Here is a 19,694-nt window from a genome sequence, read left to right on the forward strand (position 1 = left end):
GAACCACGCAAGTTCCCCGCCAAATACCGGGGAACCCGAACGCCAACTACTGCACATTCAACCCACTCATCAGGGAATGCCGCGAATGGGTCAGTTGATAAATCAAACGCCCGACCACCACCATCACCATCACCAAAGCGAACACGGGCTGTATCCCCCATAACAGCAGATGAACGCGTGGCGTGAGTTCAAAAGCATAATGGATAATTGCTGCCACCATCGCATCCGCCCCCAAACCTGACACACAACCCGCCACAACCGCAATCAAACCGAATTCGGCCAGCACCGTCCACATCAGCCGCCGTCGGCTCATTCCCAAGGTGCGGTAGAGTTTCATTTCTTCCTGCCGCTGCATCAGACTCAAGCGAAGTAACGTATAAATCAGCAGTAAACCGGCAATCACCCCAACCACAGCCAGAATTGAAATGGCATTGATAATTTGCGAGAGCAACCCTTGAATTTTTTCGGTCATCTCACGCAAATCAAGCAGACTGACCGTTGGGTAAGCATGGGCTAATTGTGATAGCTGATGAGCGGCATCGGCGCCGAGACCAAAACTCACCATCCAAGTTGCCGGCAGCGGAGCCAGACGATCCGGTGTGAATATAAAGTAAAAATTAGGCTTCATTTCACGCCATTCCACTTGCCGAATCGAATTGACTTGGGCGGTGACGGATTGACTGTTGATCATGAAGGTTAATTGATCACCGACTTTCACCCCCAATTCACGCGCGACACTTTCTTCCACCGAAACCCCATTGCTTGGCTGCCAACGCCCGGCAACGATCTGATTATAGGTTGGTAACTGTTCGGCCCACGTGAAATTGACTTCCCGACGCAGCACATTACTGGCTTCTCGCCCACCCGCGTACTTGATCGCATCAGTGCCATTAATCAACGCCAGACGGCCGCGAATGATCGGAAAAATAGGCGAATGGACAATATCGAGTTGCTGTAGCTGATGCAGATAATCATCTTTCTCGTGTGTCGCAATATTCAGCGCAAACACATCGGGGGCATTGTCAGGAAACACACTTGACCAGTCCGAAAGTAAATCCGTTCTGACTAACCATAAAGCCGCAAATAACATCAGCGACAAAGACAACGCTCCCAACTGAATTCCCGAGGCCAATGGCGTGCGATTGACCCGTTTCAGTGCCAGTTTGAATGCTGCGTTTAACGGCAATGCCTGAACGGCCCGAAACAGCAGCAACCCGATCCCGGCAAGAAGTGCAGAGGATAGCACGATCCCTCCCAAGACCAGCCAGACCATAAACTGGTTGCCCCAGTACAACGCAGCACCTGCACAGGGAAAAACCCATAATCCCCACAGATAAATCGATTTGTGCTGCCCTTGGGTATGACTTTGCAGGCTGGCAAGCGCATCAGTCTCAATCAATCGATAAAGTGGAATCCCGAGCCCCGGAATCGCAACCAGCAAACAACTAAGCAATGCCATCACAAACGGGGTCATGCCCAGTTCAGGCAATGGTGATGGCAGTAACCCAACTAACGGCAACCTTAATAATCGTTCCAAGCCGTATCCCAGCGGTAATCCCAACAACAGTGCAATGCTCATCAGCATTACCACTTGAACGGTCAACCAGCGCCAAACCCAGCGTTTCGATGCACCGAGACTTTTCAGCATCGCCACAGTCTGGCGACGAGAAGCGACATAATGCTGACATGTCAGCAACAACGTCATCGTCGCCATCAACACCACGATAATCACAACCAGCGATAGATATTGCTCTGATTTGTTGAAAATATCCTGTGTTCTGGACCGCTCTCCGACATCACGCCATTCGTCACTGGGCGTCAATTTCACTTGTTGCTTTAACTGTTGAATGATGTCATCCCGGGCGTTAAGGAACAGTTGATATTCGACGCGACTGCCGACTTGCAGAGCCCCCGTCTCTGGGATCTGAGACTGATGGATGAATACGGTTGGCATCTGACGGAATGGATTAAAGCTAAATCCCGGGGCTTCGGTGATGGTGCCAGAAACCACATGTTCCATGTCACCGATGCTGATCCGGTCGCCGATTTTGATCCCGAGATCGGACAATAACTGCGGATCCAGCCAAACTTCGTCTGGCGCAACATGAGACGCAATGGCGTGACCGTCAGATAATTGTAGTGTCCCGCGCAGCGGGAATACGTCGTCCACCGCTTTGACAAGGACCAGCTTCATCCCCTCTCCGCCAAAAAGCATGGTGGAAAACTGCGTCATCTGCGAGGTTGTCCCTCCCAACGCCCGGGCTTGGGTTATCAATGTGTCAGGAATCGGATTGGCACTGACAAAAACCGTATCCGCCATTAAGGCATCTTTGCCTTGTTTGACAATGACCTGATCCATACGCTGAGCAATTGCAGATAGCGCAAACACACTGGCAATAATCAGTACAAACGCCATCACCACCAGCCACAACTGTCCCTGTCGAAGCTCCTGCCAGCACCATCGCACCAGTGAGCGATTGACCAGATACGATGACTTCATGATTCAATCTCCTCGATCCGCCCTTCACTCATTTGCAACCGTCGCTGGCACCGTTGTGCCAGATGGTGATCATGGGTGACTAATACCAGTGTGGTCCCGAATTCTTCATTGAGCTGAAACAGGAGTTCAATCACCACGGCAGCCGTCTTTTGATCGAGGTTTCCGGTCGGTTCATCCGCGAACAGAATTTTAGGCTGAATCATAAACGCCCGTGCGATTGCGACCCGCTGCTGCTCCCCTCCGGAAAGCTGAGCCGGTGTATGATGGAGCCGATCCCCCAGCCCGACAGCGTTTAACAGCGATGTTGCCCGCTCCCGATCTTCAGCCTCTCCCCGAAGTAGACAGGGCAAAGTGACATTATCTAATGCAGACAAACTGGGAATCAGTAAAAAGTTCTGAAAAATAAAGCCGACCGATTCACTGCGTATCGCGGCACGTTGCTCATCATCGAGCGTACTCAATGGCTGCCCAAACAACGCAACATCTCCTGAGGACGCGATATCCAGCCCGGATAACAGTGCCATCAATGTTGACTTACCCGCCCCGGAAGTCCCGACAATTGCCACGCTTTCTGTTGGATAAATATCAAAATGAGCCGCTTTAACAATTGTCAAATCCTGCTGATTCATAGACACTGTTTTACTCAGATATTTTGCAGAAATCACAGGTGTGTTCGTCATGCGATGGTTATCCTTTCTTCTGGTTTTGACTTTTTCATTACAGGCTCATAGTGCCGCCCGGTTACTGATTGTCGGTGATAGTTTGAGTGCCGGTTATCAAATGTCGGCCGATCAGGCATGGCCGAGTTTACTCCATCAAGCCTTACAAAAGTACAATCGCTCGGTCACCGTCGTCAATGCCAGTGTCTCTGGTGATACAACTGGTAACAGTTTGGCTCGTTTACCGCAGCTGTTACAGCAACATACCCCAGATTATGTGCTGCTCGAGCTGGGAGCCAACGACGGGCTCCGCGGTTTCTCACCACAAATTCCGGAGCAAAATCTGGCCCAAATGATTGATCTCATCACTCAGTCCGGCTCACGGGTCATTCTGATGCAGATTCGGATCCCACCGAATTATGGGCAGCGTTATAGCAAAGCTTTCGCCTCTATATATCCGAAACTGGCGACGGAAAAACAGGTTCCGTTACTGCCGTTTTTTCTGGAACAAGTCATTCTTCGCCCGAAATGGATGAAATCCGATGGACTCCATCCCAATGAACAAGCACAACCTTGGATTGCCGAATGGATGGCACAGCATCTGCACCCCTTACTAGAGCAACCCGCAACCCCAGAGAAGCAATCATGATTCATAGTTCAGCTTTTTACTGCCCTAGCTCAATAAACATCAGGTAATTTTGCGTTAATGTAGCTGATGTGTTAACTGAAAAGTCAACATATTTAACTTGTTCATCATCATGATATTTACCACCATCATAGGGTAACCGACATGCACATAACCCCACAGATCAATGGTGTTGTTGCACATAGCGCACATCCTTACGGTTGCGAGCAATCGATTATACAACAAATTCAGTATGCGAAGACCGCAACTCCGATTCAACACGGCCCCAAACGCGTACTCATCTTAGGTGCATCTTCCGGACTGGGGCTTGCTGCTCGGATCGCACTGACGTTTGGCGGTGCTGAAGCGGACACAATCGGTGTCTCTCTCGATAAGCAACCACAGACAAATCAATCCGGTAGTGCCGGGTTTTACAACAACTACTACTTCAAGCAGTATGCGCAGCGTGAAGGTCGAACCGCAATTAATATTCAGGGGGATGTCTTTTCCCGCGGCACCAAAGAAGCGGTAATCGAAGCCATTGAAACTTATTTCGAAGGCGAAGTTGATCTCATCATCTATAGTGTTGCCTCCGGTAAACGCAGACAAGCAGAAGGCAGTGACCGCTTCTGGTATTCCGCGATTAAACCGATTGGTCACTCAATGGAGAGTGTATTGCTCGATTTGGGTCTGGACCAATGGCACGATGTCATGCTTGAACCCGCTTTAGAAGAAGAGATCGACGCAACCCTTAAAGTCATGGGCGGAGAAGACTGGGAAGCATGGATCGATACATTGATTAATGCGGAATCGATTGCTGATGGTTGTCAATCCGTTGCATTTTCTTATATCGGTTCACCATTAACCCATCCCATCTATCTGGACGGTACACTGGGACGGGCGAAAGTCGATTTACATCAAACCAGCCATTCCCTTAATCTGAAGCTCGCCAACTATGGCGGTCATGCTTATGCGGTAGTCTGTCAGGCGTTACTCACCCGGGCCAGTGTCTTTATTCCCGGTCTGAGCCCTTATTTGATTGCTTTGAATCAGGCCATGCAAGCTTTAGGCGTGAATGAAAACTGCAACAGTCAGATGCAACGCCTGTTCACGACAAAACTGTATGGTCCTGAGACCGTCCCTGTCGATGGCGAACGACTTATTCGCTTGGATGAGCGCGAACTTTCTCCGGAAGTGCAAACCAAAACGCAGCAGTTATTGGCAGCAATCAATGCCGATAATTTTTCTCAGCTCGATGCTTATCAGACATTCAAAGAAGCATTTATGCAGTTGAACGGTTTTCACTGGCCAGCCGTTGATGCTCACGCACCGGTTGACCTCCAACCTTTTATCAGGTTCTCAGCCAAAGAATAACGATGATATCGTTCTCACCATTGACATTTTTATAGCTTCGGGTATGTGCTCGAAGCTTTTTTTTGCTAGATTATAAGGAGAGTGCTGACTTTCATGAAACAGCTGAGCTCAGGAAAATCACAACATGCCTAATAATCACCCGAACCATTTGATCATCCCGGAACACATTCTGGATAACTGGCAGAATATTGTGAATCTCGCTGCTGGGATTCTCTCTTCTTCGACGGTGGTGCTGCTACGTTGTCGTGAAGGTATGAACGAGCGAATATGCCATAATCATCACTCACAGAGCGAGCTTAATCTTGATGAGCTCAGTGCGAGTCAACTCCATCAGATTGTTCTCGAATCAGGTCAGCCGCTATGGGTCTCCGATATAGAAGAAGAGCCGACTCTATCGACGTATTTACCGGATTCGGTCATGTCCTATGCGGGGTTACCACTCTATTTTCCCAATCAAATACCATTTGGCATGTTGGTGATTATCGATAACCAAGTCCATCATTTTCATGAGCTTGAATTTCAATTATTGGAAAACCTTCAGTCCGCGATCGAATCTCATTTGAACGTATTGACGCAACAATCTGAGATCAACCGACTCAATCACTACATTGAAAACACGCTTTCTCACGACACCGTTGATTACGTCAATCTGACGCAGACGCTCCATCAAGAAATCGATCGTCGCAAAGTTGTCGAACGTCAGTTGCAATATAATCAGCGTCATGACCCCAGTACCGGTTTTCTCAACCGTTTCGCACTTGAAGACGAACTGAAGAATCGCCTAATAAACTGTGCTGCTTGCGGGGAAAGATTTGCAGTGATCCATATCGGTTTCAGCAATGCCCGGCATTTGCAAACCCGCTTTGGTTATCAAGAGTGGGAAGGCGTCCTGAAACACTATCATACGCAACTCGAAGCGCTGGGACTTGAAGAGATTGAATGGTTAACGGCTCGCCCTAATTCCACCGACCTGGTGCTGGTCGTGCAATCCAGTCATCTGAAACGGGACGTGGATATGCTGTGTGAAAAATTGGTATCGATCAGCAAAGCTGCCTTTAACATTCATCATCAGTCGATTCACTTACATGCTTATATTGGCATTGCCATTTCCGGTGAAGATACCACAGTGACCGAACTGCTAGGACAAGCTTCCGCAGCCATGATTTCGTGCAAAGACTCCGGCCATTTCTATTACTACCACTCCGAAGCACTCGCCCAATCCCAACTCCGTCTTCATCAGTTAGAAAACTACCTGCTCCACGCGGTGAGAAATGGCGATCTGATGCTCTATTTTCAGCCGAAAGTCTGTCCGACAACACGGCTTTGGATGGGTGCAGAAGCGTTACTGCGCTGGCGTCATCCTGTTCTGGGGGAAATCTCCAGTGAAACGCTGATTCACTTGGCAGAAAAAAATGGTCTGATCTTTGAAGTGGGTAACTTTGTGCTGAAAACGGCAATCGAAAAAGCCAGCCAATGGACGCGCTATATGACCGATTTTAAAATTGCGGTCAATGTTTCAGCCAAGCAGCTACGGGACATTCGCTTTGTTGAGCAAGTCAAACAGTTTTTGGAAGCCTATCAACTGCCGGCCCATCATCTGGAAATCGAAGTCACTGAAAGCGGTTTGATCACCGATGAAAAAGTGGCCAGCGATATTCTTCAGATTCTTCATCAACTCGGCGTGACGCTATCACTTGATGACTTCGGTACCGGATATGCGTCGTTCAGTTATCTGAAAAAGTTTCCGTTCGATTGTATTAAGATCGATAAAAGCTTTGTGCATTCACTGGCAGAAAGTGAAGAGGACAAAGAAATTGTGCGCTCTATCATCCAAGTCGCCAAGAAGCTCAAATTACAGATCATCATTGAAGGGGTTGAGACAGAAGCACAAGAGCAGTTTATCATTGCGGAAGGCTGCCACTATGGACAAGGCTTTTTATACGGACGGCCAGTCCCTGCTGATGTGTTTGAAAAAAGTCTGGACCAACAAATGCAATCGCAATTCCGGCAGATCAATTAACGCTGTGAGTCAATGACTATCAAAGACTAGTGTCCAAATCTCCCACCACCACCCAAAAAAGTTCTCGTCTGTTTTGGATGACGGGCTGACAATTGACTCGCTTCGTTGGTTTTTTTAAGGACACAAAAAGGTGACAACGTCACCTTATATCATTTTATCCGCAGCCGTCTGACGCAAGATATGCCATGCTTCACACAAGGTGCGGAACCTTTCGGTATCTCCATTATCTCGATCCGGATGCCAGCGTAGCGCCAGCTTGCGCCATGTTTTACGGATTTCCGTATCACTGGCATCCACGGGTAATTCAAATAACCGTAACGCTCTGGCTCGATCCATATCGGTCACATTGTCATCCTGACCAATATATTGCCGATAACGAGTCCAGAATTCATTCAGCAGTCGTTTGACTTCACCTTCACTCGCTTCATAATTACTCCAGTCGGTATAATACATGCGTAGCGGATCTGCCTGATCAATGAAATACGCAACATGACTACTCACCAACCGTAACTCAATATCCATCGCCTCAACTTGAAGCCAACGCTCGGGATAAAGTATCTCTTGCAGTTGATAGAGTGCATTCATAATCAAAAAATTGCGTTTAAAGATATCCTTTCCCGGTGATGCGTCTAACTCTGGGACATAACCCAACTCATTCAACCGAGCTGAAAGCGTGTGGACTTTCCAGCCCGAACATTCCCGCTTCAGCACTTCCAAAATAGGCCAAATGAGTGGATTTTCCATCTGGGTGTGGAACACCGTTTGTAAGTTCTGATTTCCTGACATTACTGCACTCCTTGAGAGCCTTTTTACTGCCGTCTATCTATTTAAGGATATTCAATACAGATTATCCTGTTCTTCCCTATTTTCCTATACTCACATCAGTATCCGGTCTTCTTTCTGTGACGTCATTGCCAGCGTCACGCAATAACCATTGCCTTTACTCATTGTCGTTACAGTAAACATGCTCGTCAGTGATCCAAAGACACCGTTCCAACCACCAGCGGGGAAGCCGTAGATTTATCCCTGCTCTTCCGGATGCTGTGTCACTGTTTCTATCCAATGAAGATAAGCCTGAAATCCATCCGTCACTGGGATTTGAATAATTTGTGGGACCTCGTAACAATGGACTTCCCGAATCGCCAACTCAACCGCCTGATAGTGACGACTCTGCGTTTTCATCAACAGTAATATCTCCTGATCGGTACAAATTTCTCCCTCCCAGCGGTAATGGCTATTGATCGGGAATGTCTGAATACAAGCAACCAGTTGTGCAGACAACAGACGTGAGATAATCGTCTGACAACCTTCCTGACTATTGATGGTGGTCAGCACCATACAAAACGGTGTTTCAGCCATCTGACTTATCCTTTGTCCTCTTATCATTTCCTGATTATAGCGCAGTCGCGGAAAACATGACCGACCATCAAAAACGATGAGATATCGGCCCCATAAAATCATAGTATCGATGAGGAAAACCATCATTATGGTGCGGCAGGAGGCTGACGCAAGCCATGAGTAGCGATTATCAGGGGAGACGAGGAACAAGCAGTAGTGCAGTAGAGAAATAGAGAAATGGAACAATCCGTTGAACAATGTGAGACCGCAGAGACAAAATATCAACCTTACTGAACGATCAATAAGGTTGATATGAATTACTGATCAGGATGCTTGAGCATTACCACCAAGCTTCAAACATTGCCCCGACTGTCAGTGTGTCTAACTGAGTCGATTGCATATTACCTGTCTTAGTATCGAAGCCAACATATTCATTGTCTGCTTTACCGACCGTGGTATAAAAACGCAACATTGGACGAGCGGCCATTGGAGAACCAATCACAATATTTTGAGAAAGTGTAAGTTTCCACGAACTGTTTTTAGCATTAATATCTTTATAATCAACAACGCTGTAGCCCGCTTCTAACCAAGTAGAATTAATACTATCCCAATTATAGGTAGGTCGCACAATCACGTTATAGTTTGCCCGATCTTCAACACCTGCCACATCTAAAAACTGGTATGCGGCAAGGTACTCGATAGCAGCTTGCTCAGAAATATTGGTCGCACCGTCAAAACTGGCTAACCAAGCGCGCTGATCTTTAGCCAACTCAAATACACTATCTTTCGCATTATCAGCATAACGGAAAAGGAGGTGATGACCCGACATCGATATATCAGCCGCTAACTGATACGCCCTGGTACCATAATAAGACTGGTCTTGTGCTTTCTTCGATGTAAAACCGTAGTTAGCATAAAACGCCAGCGACGCATCATCAAACAAGTTGATACCGTGTACTTTTGACGTCACGGCATATTTGCCGTTATCACCAACCAGATCGCCATCGACTTGACCGACAGCACCGAAGTCGAGTTTTACGCCACCCAGATTCAGATTATAAAAGCCGGCACCTTGTCCATCATGCGTCATCCAGAAATAGTCATTCAGACCCGTTTGTGGGCGCTGATGGAAATCTCGCCCGGCCCATACCTTTAACTCAGGTTGAGAATCAATGAAGTTGGTGACACTCGCATACGCTTTTTTGACTTTGAGACCACCGGTTCCACTTGTCGCCCAAGGTTCATCAGAATAGTGGTCAAACAACACCACAATATCCCATTGATCACCAAGATCACTGGTGTACCCTTTTGATAAACCAAACTCCCCACCATTACTCTCGTTCCCCAACCGGCCAGTTGCGTTCCCATTCAACGCACCCGCTGTTGAGACTTTCTTTTCATCCTTATCCTGAAAAGCGGCACCATAACGTGCATATCCGGAAAATCTAAATCCGTCATCAGCAAAAGCTGAATGAGATATAATTGGTAAACCCACTGCTGTACATACAGCAATTAATTTTAATGCTTTCATGTTTATGTCCCTATTTATTGGAATTTAAAACAACATAAATTATTTTTTATATCTGTTTTTAATATCACTACTGAATAAAAATACGAGTGGCGTAATTTAAAAAGCCTCCTTAATTAAAATATTTACAAAGCTATACATGGCTTAGTTGATTGATAATCTTTCCTCGGTTTTGTCACGGCTACATTGGCGAATGAAAATTCAAGATTATTCATTTGATCCCATACACCACTAACATAGAATGCTTTCTTCACTGAACTCAGGTTAGAAGTCGGGATCATTGAAGAGACGGGCATCTGGCAGCGATACCATTTGTCGTCTGCCGGTAACGAACTACTATCCAGCGAGAAGAATGTCCCCGTATCAGCCGTCTGACCATCCATCCGGGCTTGAATACTGCCTGAGTCACCATAACTCTTGACTTTCATATCAACGGTCACAACATCCGTTGTATGGGAAGAAAAATCACCTTTAGCATCATCAGTGCCTAAGAACACCCCATTATTCTTGCTGAACGATACGGTAATGATATTATTGACACTCTTAACATTGCCGCTAAAATCATTAGGTGGATAAGCACTACTCAAATCTTGTGCTTCGGTCATATCGCCTGAATAAAATAACGCGGTGTCCCCTGCAACCAAATCCGGGGCTTGGTTGACAATATTTTTTGCCGCAACATCACCACAGGTAATGGGATCGACAACCGGTGTTTGATCGGTGGTTAACCGATAGGAAATATCGGTAATTTCGTAATTAAATGCTTCTTTTACATCAAGATGGAATGGATTCTTGACCTGACTCAAATCAACGGCCGTCGCACCATCAAAAGGTTTCATACACGCAACCGGTACCGCGAGCGTTTGCCAGCTAGCGTCGTCCGCCAGCTTGCCAGATAAAACCAGACTACTTCTGACCGGCCACTCATTATCAATCGAGAGGGTTATTGCTGATGGCGGGGTACTTTTCGGCCGAATTTTAAATTGAATATACCCAGACTTATATTGACTCACGTCTATTTCAGATGTCGACTGCATCATCAATATACCGCTGCCCGAACCCGCAACCTGAACATCAACGGTGTCATCGATTAATGCGGCACTGATACTGGTCATGCTGGTTTGACTTGCAGTGACAGCCGCAAGGTTCCAGGCATCTTTTTCAGACTGAATCCAAGGTGATGTATCACTACTTGAACCAGCACTTAATAGGACTAAATCATTACTTTTTTTACTCACATCGATATGGTCAATATTCTTTTCAAAATTACACCCGGCAAGAATCATCGGTGTAAGCGATAAGATAAGGGATTTCGCTGTTATTTGTTTCATAATATTCAACCGCTCTAAATTAAATATAAAGATAATTATATTTGTATTAAATTAATCTCTTACCAACGTTGTTTTATATTAAATTGATTTCTTATTGTTTCTATTTCTTATTTTTCTTATATGAATTTTATTCTGTTTATTATTTCTACTTTTAATTAAGCAACTATGTTCAACATAGTTCAGGTATAAATAAGGTATAAATAAGGTATAAAGGTCCGCGGCGCGGGGGATGCGCTGCGGAAACCTGATAATAAATTAATATATGTTTAATATTTGATCGATGCTTCAATAGCCAGTCATAAAGGCAGCGATTGAAATACAGCAAGATCAATCATAACGGTTGATTCTTACATATCTATATTTTGCGTAAGCTGGACGGCCATTATAACGGCTAGGTGGGAAATTAGGGTTGGCACTAATCCAGTCATTCATAAATAATTGCATATAACTTGTAACACGTTGATTAACACGTCTGACCGTTACCCAAGAATTATTATAGCGACTAAAGACTTCCCATGTCACGCCATTCGCATCAATGGTAAATGCATACTTTTCCATACTCCAGATAGACATCCCATACTGGCCTAAATCAATATCTAATGGGAACTGACGGCCACCGATCCATACATTGGTATGCAATAAGTTCGTGCCACCCATTAATTCGATATCCACTTCATAATGGCTGGATGTACCGGATTGACCCGTGTAGGTAAAAAAGGAGCTAATTGTACCGGGAACCGCCGCGGCTTGCATTTCGACTTCATAGCGACCACGCCGGTAATAATTCGTTGTTCTCACTTCTGAACAACTCTTATAACTTCCTTCATTCTTCGCATGCAATATCAAAACACCTGATTCTTGCCATACGTTTTTGGCTTGCCATGTACAGTCAAACTCACTGCCGCCATTTTTCCAGCCGTTTGAAACAGACCAATTCAAACCACTCCAACCAAGAGCGAAACTGGAAGATACAAATAAAATATTTAATAAAACTACCTGAAAAACTAATCGGAATGTTGTCATCATGTTCAACCTCATATCCTTGTTGTGGCAGACGTATTCTGATGCTTACACATAAAAATGCATAGACATCAAACCTTTTTGCTTCTCGGAACCGTGAATTGACTTTAATGATATTTATAAAAATTTGTCTATAACTAGATTTGAAAACTAGATTTCGAATAACCACAAAAAATAAAAATGAAGGCGTTAGTCACAATTTATTCATCATCCATGAAATGTTTCTTTTCATTAATTCTGATGATTTGAATAGTATAGAAAAACAAAAATAACAATAAGCTTCACAATTTAAAAACTAACACTTGCATTATTATTTTAACTGTCGTTTTATCAATAATATCGAGTGTGTCAATTCTAAATACGATCTAACCCAATTTATCAAGGGAAGACAACCATACAGATATAATTATTTTTTATTCAACAATGAATATCTATCTGTATTCTTTAAAAAATAAAGAGGTTAAAATGAATCAAAAGCGGTTAACTATCGCGACTATTATTAGTTGCGGTGTTATTGGATTAGGTGGTTGCTCGGTGAAGTCCGCTTCATCCAACCATCATGACAGTGTCCATTCAGAAAATTTACTCACCAATGGTCATTTTTCTCAAGGAACCGATGGATGGTGGGCCGCTGGTGCGACACTGAAATCGAGCGATCAAATGGGGTGTATTACCTTTGATAAAAAAGGTGCTAACCCTTGGGATGTCATTTTAGGCCAATCCGGACTCGCTCTGAAAAAGGGAGAAGTTTACCAAATTCAATTTCAGGCGAAGGCATACCAACCGATCCGGGTAAAAACCTTGGTCCAACATGATGGCGCGCCCTACACCAGCTACTTTCTCAAAGATACAGCCTTGAATCAGGAACTGAAGTCATTCCACTATTCATTCAAACCCTCAGCCAACGATGCTAAGGTGCAACTTCAGTTTCAAATGGGAACGGCACAGCCGACGACTGTTTGCGTCAAAGATATTTCACTCTCCGGCCCTCAATACATCAAGAAAGCGAACCTCTCGAAGGTTCAGGTCAATCAAGTTGGCTACTTCGTTGATGGTCCTAAGCGAGCTGTGATTGCCACACAAAAAACATCGCCCTTAGCATGGAAACTGTTAGACGCCAACAATCATGAGATTGCTCAAGGAAAAACCACACCATTTGGTCTGAATAAAGCCTCCGGTGAACAAGTTCAAATGATCGATTTTAGCAATGTTCACAAACCTGTCAGCAAAGCAGTACTCGAAGTTGATGGTCAACGTAGCCATCCCTTTACCATTGATAACGCGATTTACCGGAAAATGAAATACGATGCGCTTTCTTTCTTTTACCAACAGCGGAGCGGCATTGATATTTTACCCGAATATGTACAGCGAAAAAATCTGGCTCGTCCGGCGGGACATCTTCCGGAGGTGGTTACTTGTTTCAATAAAACCGATGCCAAAGGCAATGATTGGCCGGGATGTGATCTCTCTTTAGATGTGACCGGTGGATGGTATGACGCCGGGGATCAAGGGAAGTATGTTGTCAATGGTGGCATCTCTGTCTGGACCTTGATGAACTACTACGAACGAGAAAAACTGGCCCACCCGAACCACACCAGTGCGTTTGCTGACGGTCAGGTGAAAATCCCAGAAAACCATAACAAATATAATGACTTGTTAGATGAATCCAGATGGATGATGAGTTTTATGCTGGCGATGCAAGCCCCTGAACATTCAAAAGTCTGGGTACCGGTTGGTGACCAATCTAAACAATTGAACCATTTGAAACTGACACAGATTGATGCCAGTGGAATGGTTTTCCACAAAGTTGCGGATGATGCGTGGACAGGCATGCCGCTGCCACCGCATAAAGACCCCAAAAAACGTTTCTTAAGCTACCCAACCACCGCAGCAACGCTGAATCTGGCAGCCACTGCCGCACAATGTGCACGAGTCTGGGAAAACACGGATCCAGCCTTTGCTAAACGGTGCCTTGTTTCAGCAGAAAAAGCATGGAAAGCCGCGAATTTACATAAAAATGTGTATGCTTATGACAACTTTGTCGGCTCCGGCCCATATGATGACACCCAATTAAGTGATGAATTCTACTGGGCAGCCGCTGAATTATTTACCACCACAGGCAAGAAAGAGTATCGAGATGCCATCCAGTCTTCACCTTATTATCTGACCACGCCTAAAGGGGATGCCAATGCGACCGGTGATCTCTACTGGCAAGGCGTCAGCACTGCGGGAACGATCACGCTGGCCATGGTACCAAATCAGTTACCTAAGGCAGACAAAGCAAAAGCACGAGCGAATATTATTCATACTGCCGATATGTATCTGCGCGCAATCGCCAAAGAAGGTTACCACATTCCTTACAGTGCAACTGAGTATACATGGGGGTCAAACTCTAATTTCATGAACCGGAGTATCTTCTTAGGCATTGCTTATGACTTTACCCATAATCCGAAATACGCTGACGCAGTCATTGATGCCATGGACTACATTTTAGGACGCAATCCGCTTGATCAGTCTTACGTGTCTGGTTATGGCAGTCGCCCGCTGATGAATCCGCATCATCGTTTTTGGGCCCATTCAATCGACCAGAACTCACCACTGGTCCCACCCGGTGTGTTGTCTGGTGGCCCGAACTCGATCAGCTTCAGTGATCCAGTCGCATCATCAATGAAAGGGAAATGTATCGGACAAATGTGTTGGAAAGATGACATTGGTGCGTGGACGCTAAATGAAGTAACCGTTAACTGGAATGCGCCATTCTTCTGGACAGCGAGTTTCCTCGATGATTTTAGAGCACATAAATAATCAGTACTGACTAAAATATTGGTTTGCAAGGCCGGAAATAATCCTATTTCCGGCCTTTGCTATTGATAATTAATATTTATTAATAACCGACATTTATTGATATGTATTATTAATAAATTATTGATACCTCGATTTAGTGGAATCCCGGGTAATTAAACTCATTGGTGGCAGCCTGACAACCTCTGTTTCACCACTTAACAGCTTTAAAATACATCGCGCACTAATCGCACCTAATTCATCTAAAGGCTGGTGTAAAGTCGTCAACGACGGCGTAAAATAAGGAGAAATGGGGAGATCATCAAAGCCGATCACAGAAACGTCATCCGGAACTGTATACCCATACTCGTTGAGTGCCCGAATGACGCCATAGGCAGTTAAGTCATTCGCGGCAAAAACGGCTGAAAAATAGACTTTGGATTCAATCAGTTCAACCATCTTCTCATAGCCGGTCTTGATACTAAAATCACCTTCGACAACGAGTTTATCTTTGAATCCGATACCGGCTTCATCGAGTGCCTTTTTATATCCTTCAAACCGAGAAATCGCATCGTCATGATCCGCTAACCCTTTGATATGGGCAATATTCACATGGCCTAGCTGGATTAAATGCAACGTTGCTAAATATCCTCCCATTGTATTATCCAAAGAGATCGATTTAATTCTTTCACCTTCAATATTGTACCCAACCGCAACGACCGGCATTTTCTCTGAGCACTTTTGGATCAATTTTTTATCAACATTGCCGGAAATGATGATAATCGCATCGACATTGCTTTTAAGCAGATAATCTAAAGAGTGTGAGATCAACGTCGCCTGCCAGCTATTGACGGAAATCAGAAGAGAATACCCATGTTCTACGAGTACCTTTTCCATATCAATCAGCAAACTACTGGTATATGGACTGTCGGGGTTTTGCACCAGCACACCAATTGTCATCGAACGTGTTTTTTCGAGTCGATCAACATGAATATGAGGTTTATACCCTAACGCCCGAATTGCTTCTTCTATTTTGGCGGTCTTGTCATTGGACACATAAGACGTTCGGTTAAAGTACCGGGAAACGGTACTGGGGGATACATTCGCAAGCTTCGCTACTTCGTAAGCGGTAGGTGCCATGTTCTTATTAGTCTTATCCATAATCAACCTATTTAATAATATTAATCTACTCACACTAAACACTTTTAGCATAAGTCATATACCCAAGTCACCATAAGGTGTGCAGGATTCAGCGTATATTCAATTTGCTTCATTCAGAGGATATTCCGGCCGGAATATCCTTTTTAGTCACTTGAGGATGTAAATAAGTGAAGAATAAGGGCTGCATTTCATCACAACCCTTATGATGACAACAGGATTAACGATAAATATAAGAAAAAATCATCCCCGGTCTAAAATAACGCCCTGCGGTATATTTCATACTTTGTCTGATGAGCCACGTATACAGTGTTTCAACTTGCTCCTCATCGAACCCCTTGTCGACAAACTCACGCATGAATTCCGCCTTCTCAGCACAAAGCGTCGGACTAACGCGCCCGTCTTCAAGCATCGCATGAACCGATTTTAAAGACTGTAGGCATCGGTTTGCCTCAGTCTCATTCAGCGCAAGTAACATCTGTAAATCACAGGCGGTCACCCGGGCAGATCCATTGAATCCTTCCGGTGCTGCAAACGGAATTTTGGCGGAGTGATACAGCGTATTATAAACGGTCTTCAGTAACGTCTCGGCCTGATCATATTTCCCGGCTAATTTAAGCGCACTCGCGACACTAAACTGAACCCCACCCCAAACATCCTGAGCCTGGAAAGCATCATGCGGTGCACCGTCAGCAAGGGTCATATTGGCAACCCCCAAATGGGGACTGTTTTCTAAGTAATTAGTTTGGTAGATAAAATCGAGTGTCCGGTTCACTCGATCTGGACGAAATAGTCCATCCATCCCCATCAGTTTCAGATAGGTATCTGCAACCAACGCATCACCGAAACTATTATCAGAATCCATGGCCATCGCATGATATTCTTGGCTGAATGCCAGCGGAGCAATTGTTAAAAGCTGCTGTTTCTTCTCCAATCGCTGTTCAAATCGAGACTGTTCACTGTGTTGATCAACACGATTAAGATAGTCATTCAAGAGCCGGACATCGGCCATACGATCCCCCGACAGGGCCAGCCCTAACTGTTTGAGAGGCTGGTAGTCGTGCCCAGTCAGGTGTTTCACTTGAATCGGGGTTGCAGAGAAATGGTAATAGCCTTTTTGCTCATCCCACAAACTCTGTTCTAAGGTTTCAAGAGCAGCATCCGCGCGTTGTTGATATTCGCTTGCGAGTAGTTGTTCCCCCATCATTTGGGCTAATTGACTCGCCACCTGCAACCCTGCAACCCACAAACTCGCACAATAAATGGCAACGCCATGTGAAGAGAGATTATCAAATGTATCATCGGTTCCATGCACTAACGGCAGCGTGTCACCGGGTTCAATCAGAGAAGACAAATAATGAATACTCTCTTGCACCGCAGGCCAGCAAGCCTCAATGATCGCGTGATTGCCGGTCTCCTGATAATGACGATAAACCATTAAAATAAACTTAGGCGCAAGGTCTTTCCATTCTTTAACATTATGCCAGCTATAAGCATCTGGCTGGATATCGAACGGGCTGCCTAAATCATGAATAACGGCACCGTAAACCGCACGGACCCCTAAATATTTATCATCACTCACGTCAGCACAAGGCCGCTCGGCATATTCCCAATAACGCCGGGGGGTATCATCCTCAGACAAGATAGCCTGCGCAAATGCCTCCATCACTTTGCCATCTAAGCGTGGTAACAGATAAAGAATCGCAAAAGAGCCATAGAAATAGACATCCAGCGAATTAAAGAACGGATAATCCACACACTCTTTAACTAAAAACCGATCATCACAGTCCCAAACCGTTGACTCTGCAAGAAACGATAAGGTATTCATCGCCATGGTAGAAAAGCTGACCGCACTCTCGCGCGCTTTCATCTGTTGGGCAACCGAGTCATAGAGTGCGATCTGTTGCCGGATGATACGTTCTTCAATCGATTCCAGTTGAGACAGCATTTCTGTCGCCATGAGTGTCGCTCTGTCACGCTTCGGGAAAAAGCGGCTATAGGCCTTTTCGGAATGCCAATTATCCAGCCAAATTTTACTGTGATCCATCACTTGTAAAAATCTTAAATCCAGCGATTCTCCGGGCTGTAATTCGACTTGTACAACCACTAAAGCTGACAGTGATTCGCGCCCCGTGTAAGTTCCACAATCAAAATAGCGATTGGTGCTTCCGATATTTAATGCCGCAACTAACACCTCATCCAGTTGCGAGCCATACAGGGTCGGTTTTACGGTAATCGTCACTTTACCTGAATTCAGGTCCGCATGATCCGCCACCACACCATATAGAACTTCCCCTTCAATATCAGAACGATATGGAGAGTCACTGGTTAAACTCACTCCGATAAACTGCCGCTGTTCATCGCTTATTTCGGCTGCGTGATGCTGCTGTTGAATCGCGTTGCGAACCAGTGAACATGATGAATCCTGAACACCTTGACGGCTTTTCTGATAGGTTGAACCAATCAGGTTATCAAAAGGCTGCGCTAACGTGACTAACTTGGTGACCCCGGAACAGTTTTCTAAATGAAAGTGATTCCAGTGCAGCGGCAGAGAACACAGTTTTTCATCCCCTTTCATGATCGGAGACACGACTTTACGCTGTACTTTAACCTCATCAAAGTGGGTGTATTCATACTGTGCAATCGGGTATAAGGCTTGATAATGGATATCTTCTGATTTTACGGCATCAATATCAGTGGTGCGACGAGACGCCAGAGAGGATATCTCGGCTGACTCATTGACCAGTAACCCATTAAAGAACTCCATCGCGACCCAAAGTTGGGTTGCCAGCGCCTGAGGCGCTTGGTGAATCAAATGCTGTGTTTTCTCGGTAAATTCAATTTGCCAACGAGCAAATCGTTCCTGATTCTCAAGATAGAAATTTAAACCACACAGACCCTGTTTTATTCTTGATAAGGTGTTCGATTCATCATCGATTTCGAGCTCAACCCCAGCAAAAGTCACTGGATAGAATGTCAGGAAGCGCTCTAACTCCTCAAGATGACGAATACGGAGATTATCAACATCAAGGTCATCCATCACCGAAATATAAAAATCATTAAAATTAATTTGTTCTTGGGAACAATCAATATAGATGCCGGGAATAAAACTGAAATTCGGCGTCTCGCCTTTTGGGGTCAGTGTGAATGTCGACCCAATGCCACCGACAGCCATCCCCGTATTTTCTGGCGTGGTCGAGACGGGTGTATACCACGGCTGAAGAAACTCAACGGCTTCGCCTTGACTGCAGAGTTCACTCGCAAGCCCATAATAACTTGTATAGGGTATTTTGTTATTCATCATTCATATCCATCGTAATTTAATCTTTCACACGATTGAAAAATATTGATTCTGTGTTT

At 45.1% G+C, this 19,694-nt stretch carries 13 protein-coding genes; 4 read left to right on the forward strand and 9 right to left on the reverse strand.

The features are described 5' to 3' along the window. Nucleotides 1-46: 46 nt before the first annotated feature. Together OCU60_RS21160 and OCU60_RS21165 are read right to left on the reverse strand one after the other, a co-directional pair. On the reverse strand, nt 47-2,500 hold the full coding sequence (locus tag OCU60_RS21160) for an ABC transporter permease (RefSeq protein WP_074371121.1): 2,454 nt from the start codon (nt 2,498-2,500) through the stop codon (nt 47-49). Further along, entirely contained in the window at nt 2,497-3,180 is a 684-nt protein-coding gene (locus OCU60_RS21165; protein WP_074371122.1) for an ABC transporter ATP-binding protein, read from the reverse strand. Before OCU60_RS21165 ends, OCU60_RS21160 begins: the two co-directional genes overlap by 4 nt. Here OCU60_RS21165 and tesA point away from each other — a divergent pair. From tesA to OCU60_RS21180, 3 genes are all read left to right on the forward strand, one after another. Then, the gene (gene tesA, locus OCU60_RS21170) at nt 3,179-3,808 is read left to right on the forward strand and encodes a multifunctional acyl-CoA thioesterase I/protease I/lysophospholipase L1 (RefSeq protein ID WP_074371123.1); all 630 of its coding nucleotides are present in this window, start codon (nt 3,179-3,181) and stop codon (nt 3,806-3,808) included. The two genes, OCU60_RS21165 and tesA, sit on opposite strands and share 2 nt — an antisense overlap. A gap of 141 nt (nt 3,809-3,949) precedes the next feature. Continuing rightward, entirely contained in the window at nt 3,950-5,158 is a 1,209-nt protein-coding gene (locus tag OCU60_RS21175) for a trans-2-enoyl-CoA reductase family protein (protein ID WP_074371124.1), read from the forward strand. 124 nt (nt 5,159-5,282) lie between these two features. Next, nucleotides 5,283-7,178: a sensor domain-containing phosphodiesterase gene (locus tag OCU60_RS21180; RefSeq protein WP_074371125.1), complete on the forward strand. Its 1,896-nt coding sequence runs from the start codon at nt 5,283-5,285 to the stop codon at nt 7,176-7,178. Nucleotides 7,179-7,322: 144 nt separating this feature from the next. On the opposite strand, the gene OCU60_RS21185 is transcribed toward OCU60_RS21180, so the two are convergent. From OCU60_RS21185 to OCU60_RS21205, 5 genes are all read right to left on the reverse strand, one after another. Then, nucleotides 7,323-7,964 carry a DNA-J related domain-containing protein gene (locus tag OCU60_RS21185; RefSeq protein ID WP_074371126.1) on the reverse strand — a complete coding sequence of 214 codons (642 nt, stop codon included), beginning with the start codon at nt 7,962-7,964 and terminating at the stop codon, nt 7,323-7,325. A 234-nt stretch (nt 7,965-8,198) separates the two neighbouring features. After that, complete coding sequence (gene cutA, locus OCU60_RS21190; protein ID WP_074371127.1) at nt 8,199-8,537, reverse strand: divalent-cation tolerance protein CutA; 339 nt, start codon at nt 8,535-8,537, stop codon at nt 8,199-8,201. Between the two features lie 319 nt (nt 8,538-8,856). Next, a complete protein-coding gene (locus OCU60_RS21195) occupies nt 8,857-10,047 on the reverse strand; it encodes a carbohydrate porin (RefSeq protein WP_074371128.1) in 1,191 nt (396 codons plus the stop codon). A gap of 122 nt (nt 10,048-10,169) precedes the next feature. Then, the gene (locus tag OCU60_RS21200) at nt 10,170-11,375 is read right to left on the reverse strand and encodes a putative glycoside hydrolase (protein WP_074371129.1); all 1,206 of its coding nucleotides are present in this window, start codon (nt 11,373-11,375) and stop codon (nt 10,170-10,172) included. Nucleotides 11,376-11,702: 327 nt separating this feature from the next. Further along, nucleotides 11,703-12,401 (reverse strand): family 16 glycosylhydrolase, encoded by a 699-nt coding sequence (locus OCU60_RS21205; RefSeq protein ID WP_074371130.1) that lies wholly within the window; start codon nt 12,399-12,401, stop codon nt 11,703-11,705. 459 nt (nt 12,402-12,860) lie between these two features. Between OCU60_RS21205 and OCU60_RS21210 the strand changes: the two genes are divergently transcribed. Next, on the forward strand, nt 12,861-15,200 hold the full coding sequence (locus tag OCU60_RS21210; protein WP_083602536.1) for a glycoside hydrolase family 9 protein: 2,340 nt from the start codon (nt 12,861-12,863) through the stop codon (nt 15,198-15,200). A gap of 117 nt (nt 15,201-15,317) precedes the next feature. Here OCU60_RS21210 and OCU60_RS21215 read toward each other — a convergent pair whose 3' ends face one another. Continuing rightward, nucleotides 15,318-16,337, reverse strand: a complete 1,020-nt coding sequence (locus tag OCU60_RS21215) for a LacI family DNA-binding transcriptional regulator (RefSeq protein ID WP_074371131.1) — start codon at nt 16,335-16,337, stop codon at nt 15,318-15,320. Nucleotides 16,338-16,554: 217 nt separating this feature from the next. Continuing rightward, entirely contained in the window at nt 16,555-19,638 is a 3,084-nt protein-coding gene (locus OCU60_RS21220; RefSeq protein WP_235862112.1) for a GH116 family glycosyl hydrolase, read from the reverse strand. Nucleotides 19,639-19,694: the final 56 nt, after the last annotated feature.

Source organism: Vibrio spartinae, assembly GCF_024347135.1.
Classification (GTDB): domain Bacteria; phylum Pseudomonadota; class Gammaproteobacteria; order Enterobacterales; family Vibrionaceae; genus Vibrio; species Vibrio spartinae.

Bases quoted from the DNA above. Each gene is read 5' to 3' on its own strand.
- OCU60_RS21175 (WP_074371124.1), top strand. From the start codon at position 3,950: ATGCACATAACCCCACAGATCAATGGTGTTGTTGCACATAGCGCACAT.
- OCU60_RS21185 (WP_074371126.1), bottom strand. From the start codon at position 7,964: ATGTCAGGAAATCAGAACTTACAAACGGTGTTCCACACCCAGATGGAA.
- OCU60_RS21210 (WP_083602536.1), top strand. From the start codon at position 12,861: ATGAATCAAAAGCGGTTAACTATCGCGACTATTATTAGTTGCGGTGTT.
- OCU60_RS21195 (WP_074371128.1), bottom strand. From the start codon at position 10,047: ATGAAAGCATTAAAATTAATTGCTGTATGTACAGCAGTGGGTTTACCA.
- OCU60_RS21205 (WP_074371130.1), bottom strand. From the start codon at position 12,401: ATGATGACAACATTCCGATTAGTTTTTCAGGTAGTTTTATTAAATATT.
- tesA (WP_074371123.1), top strand. From the start codon at position 3,179: ATGCGATGGTTATCCTTTCTTCTGGTTTTGACTTTTTCATTACAGGCT.
- OCU60_RS21165 (WP_074371122.1), bottom strand. From the start codon at position 3,180: ATGACGAACACACCTGTGATTTCTGCAAAATATCTGAGTAAAACAGTG.
- OCU60_RS21220 (WP_235862112.1), bottom strand. From the start codon at position 19,638: ATGATGAATAACAAAATACCCTATACAAGTTATTATGGGCTTGCGAGT.
- OCU60_RS21200 (WP_074371129.1), bottom strand. From the start codon at position 11,375: ATGAAACAAATAACAGCGAAATCCCTTATCTTATCGCTTACACCGATG.
- cutA (WP_074371127.1), bottom strand. From the start codon at position 8,537: ATGGCTGAAACACCGTTTTGTATGGTGCTGACCACCATCAATAGTCAG.
- OCU60_RS21215 (WP_074371131.1), bottom strand. From the start codon at position 16,337: ATGGATAAGACTAATAAGAACATGGCACCTACCGCTTACGAAGTAGCG.
- OCU60_RS21160 (WP_074371121.1), bottom strand. From the start codon at position 2,500: ATGAAGTCATCGTATCTGGTCAATCGCTCACTGGTGCGATGGTGCTGG.
- OCU60_RS21180 (WP_074371125.1), top strand. From the start codon at position 5,283: ATGCCTAATAATCACCCGAACCATTTGATCATCCCGGAACACATTCTG.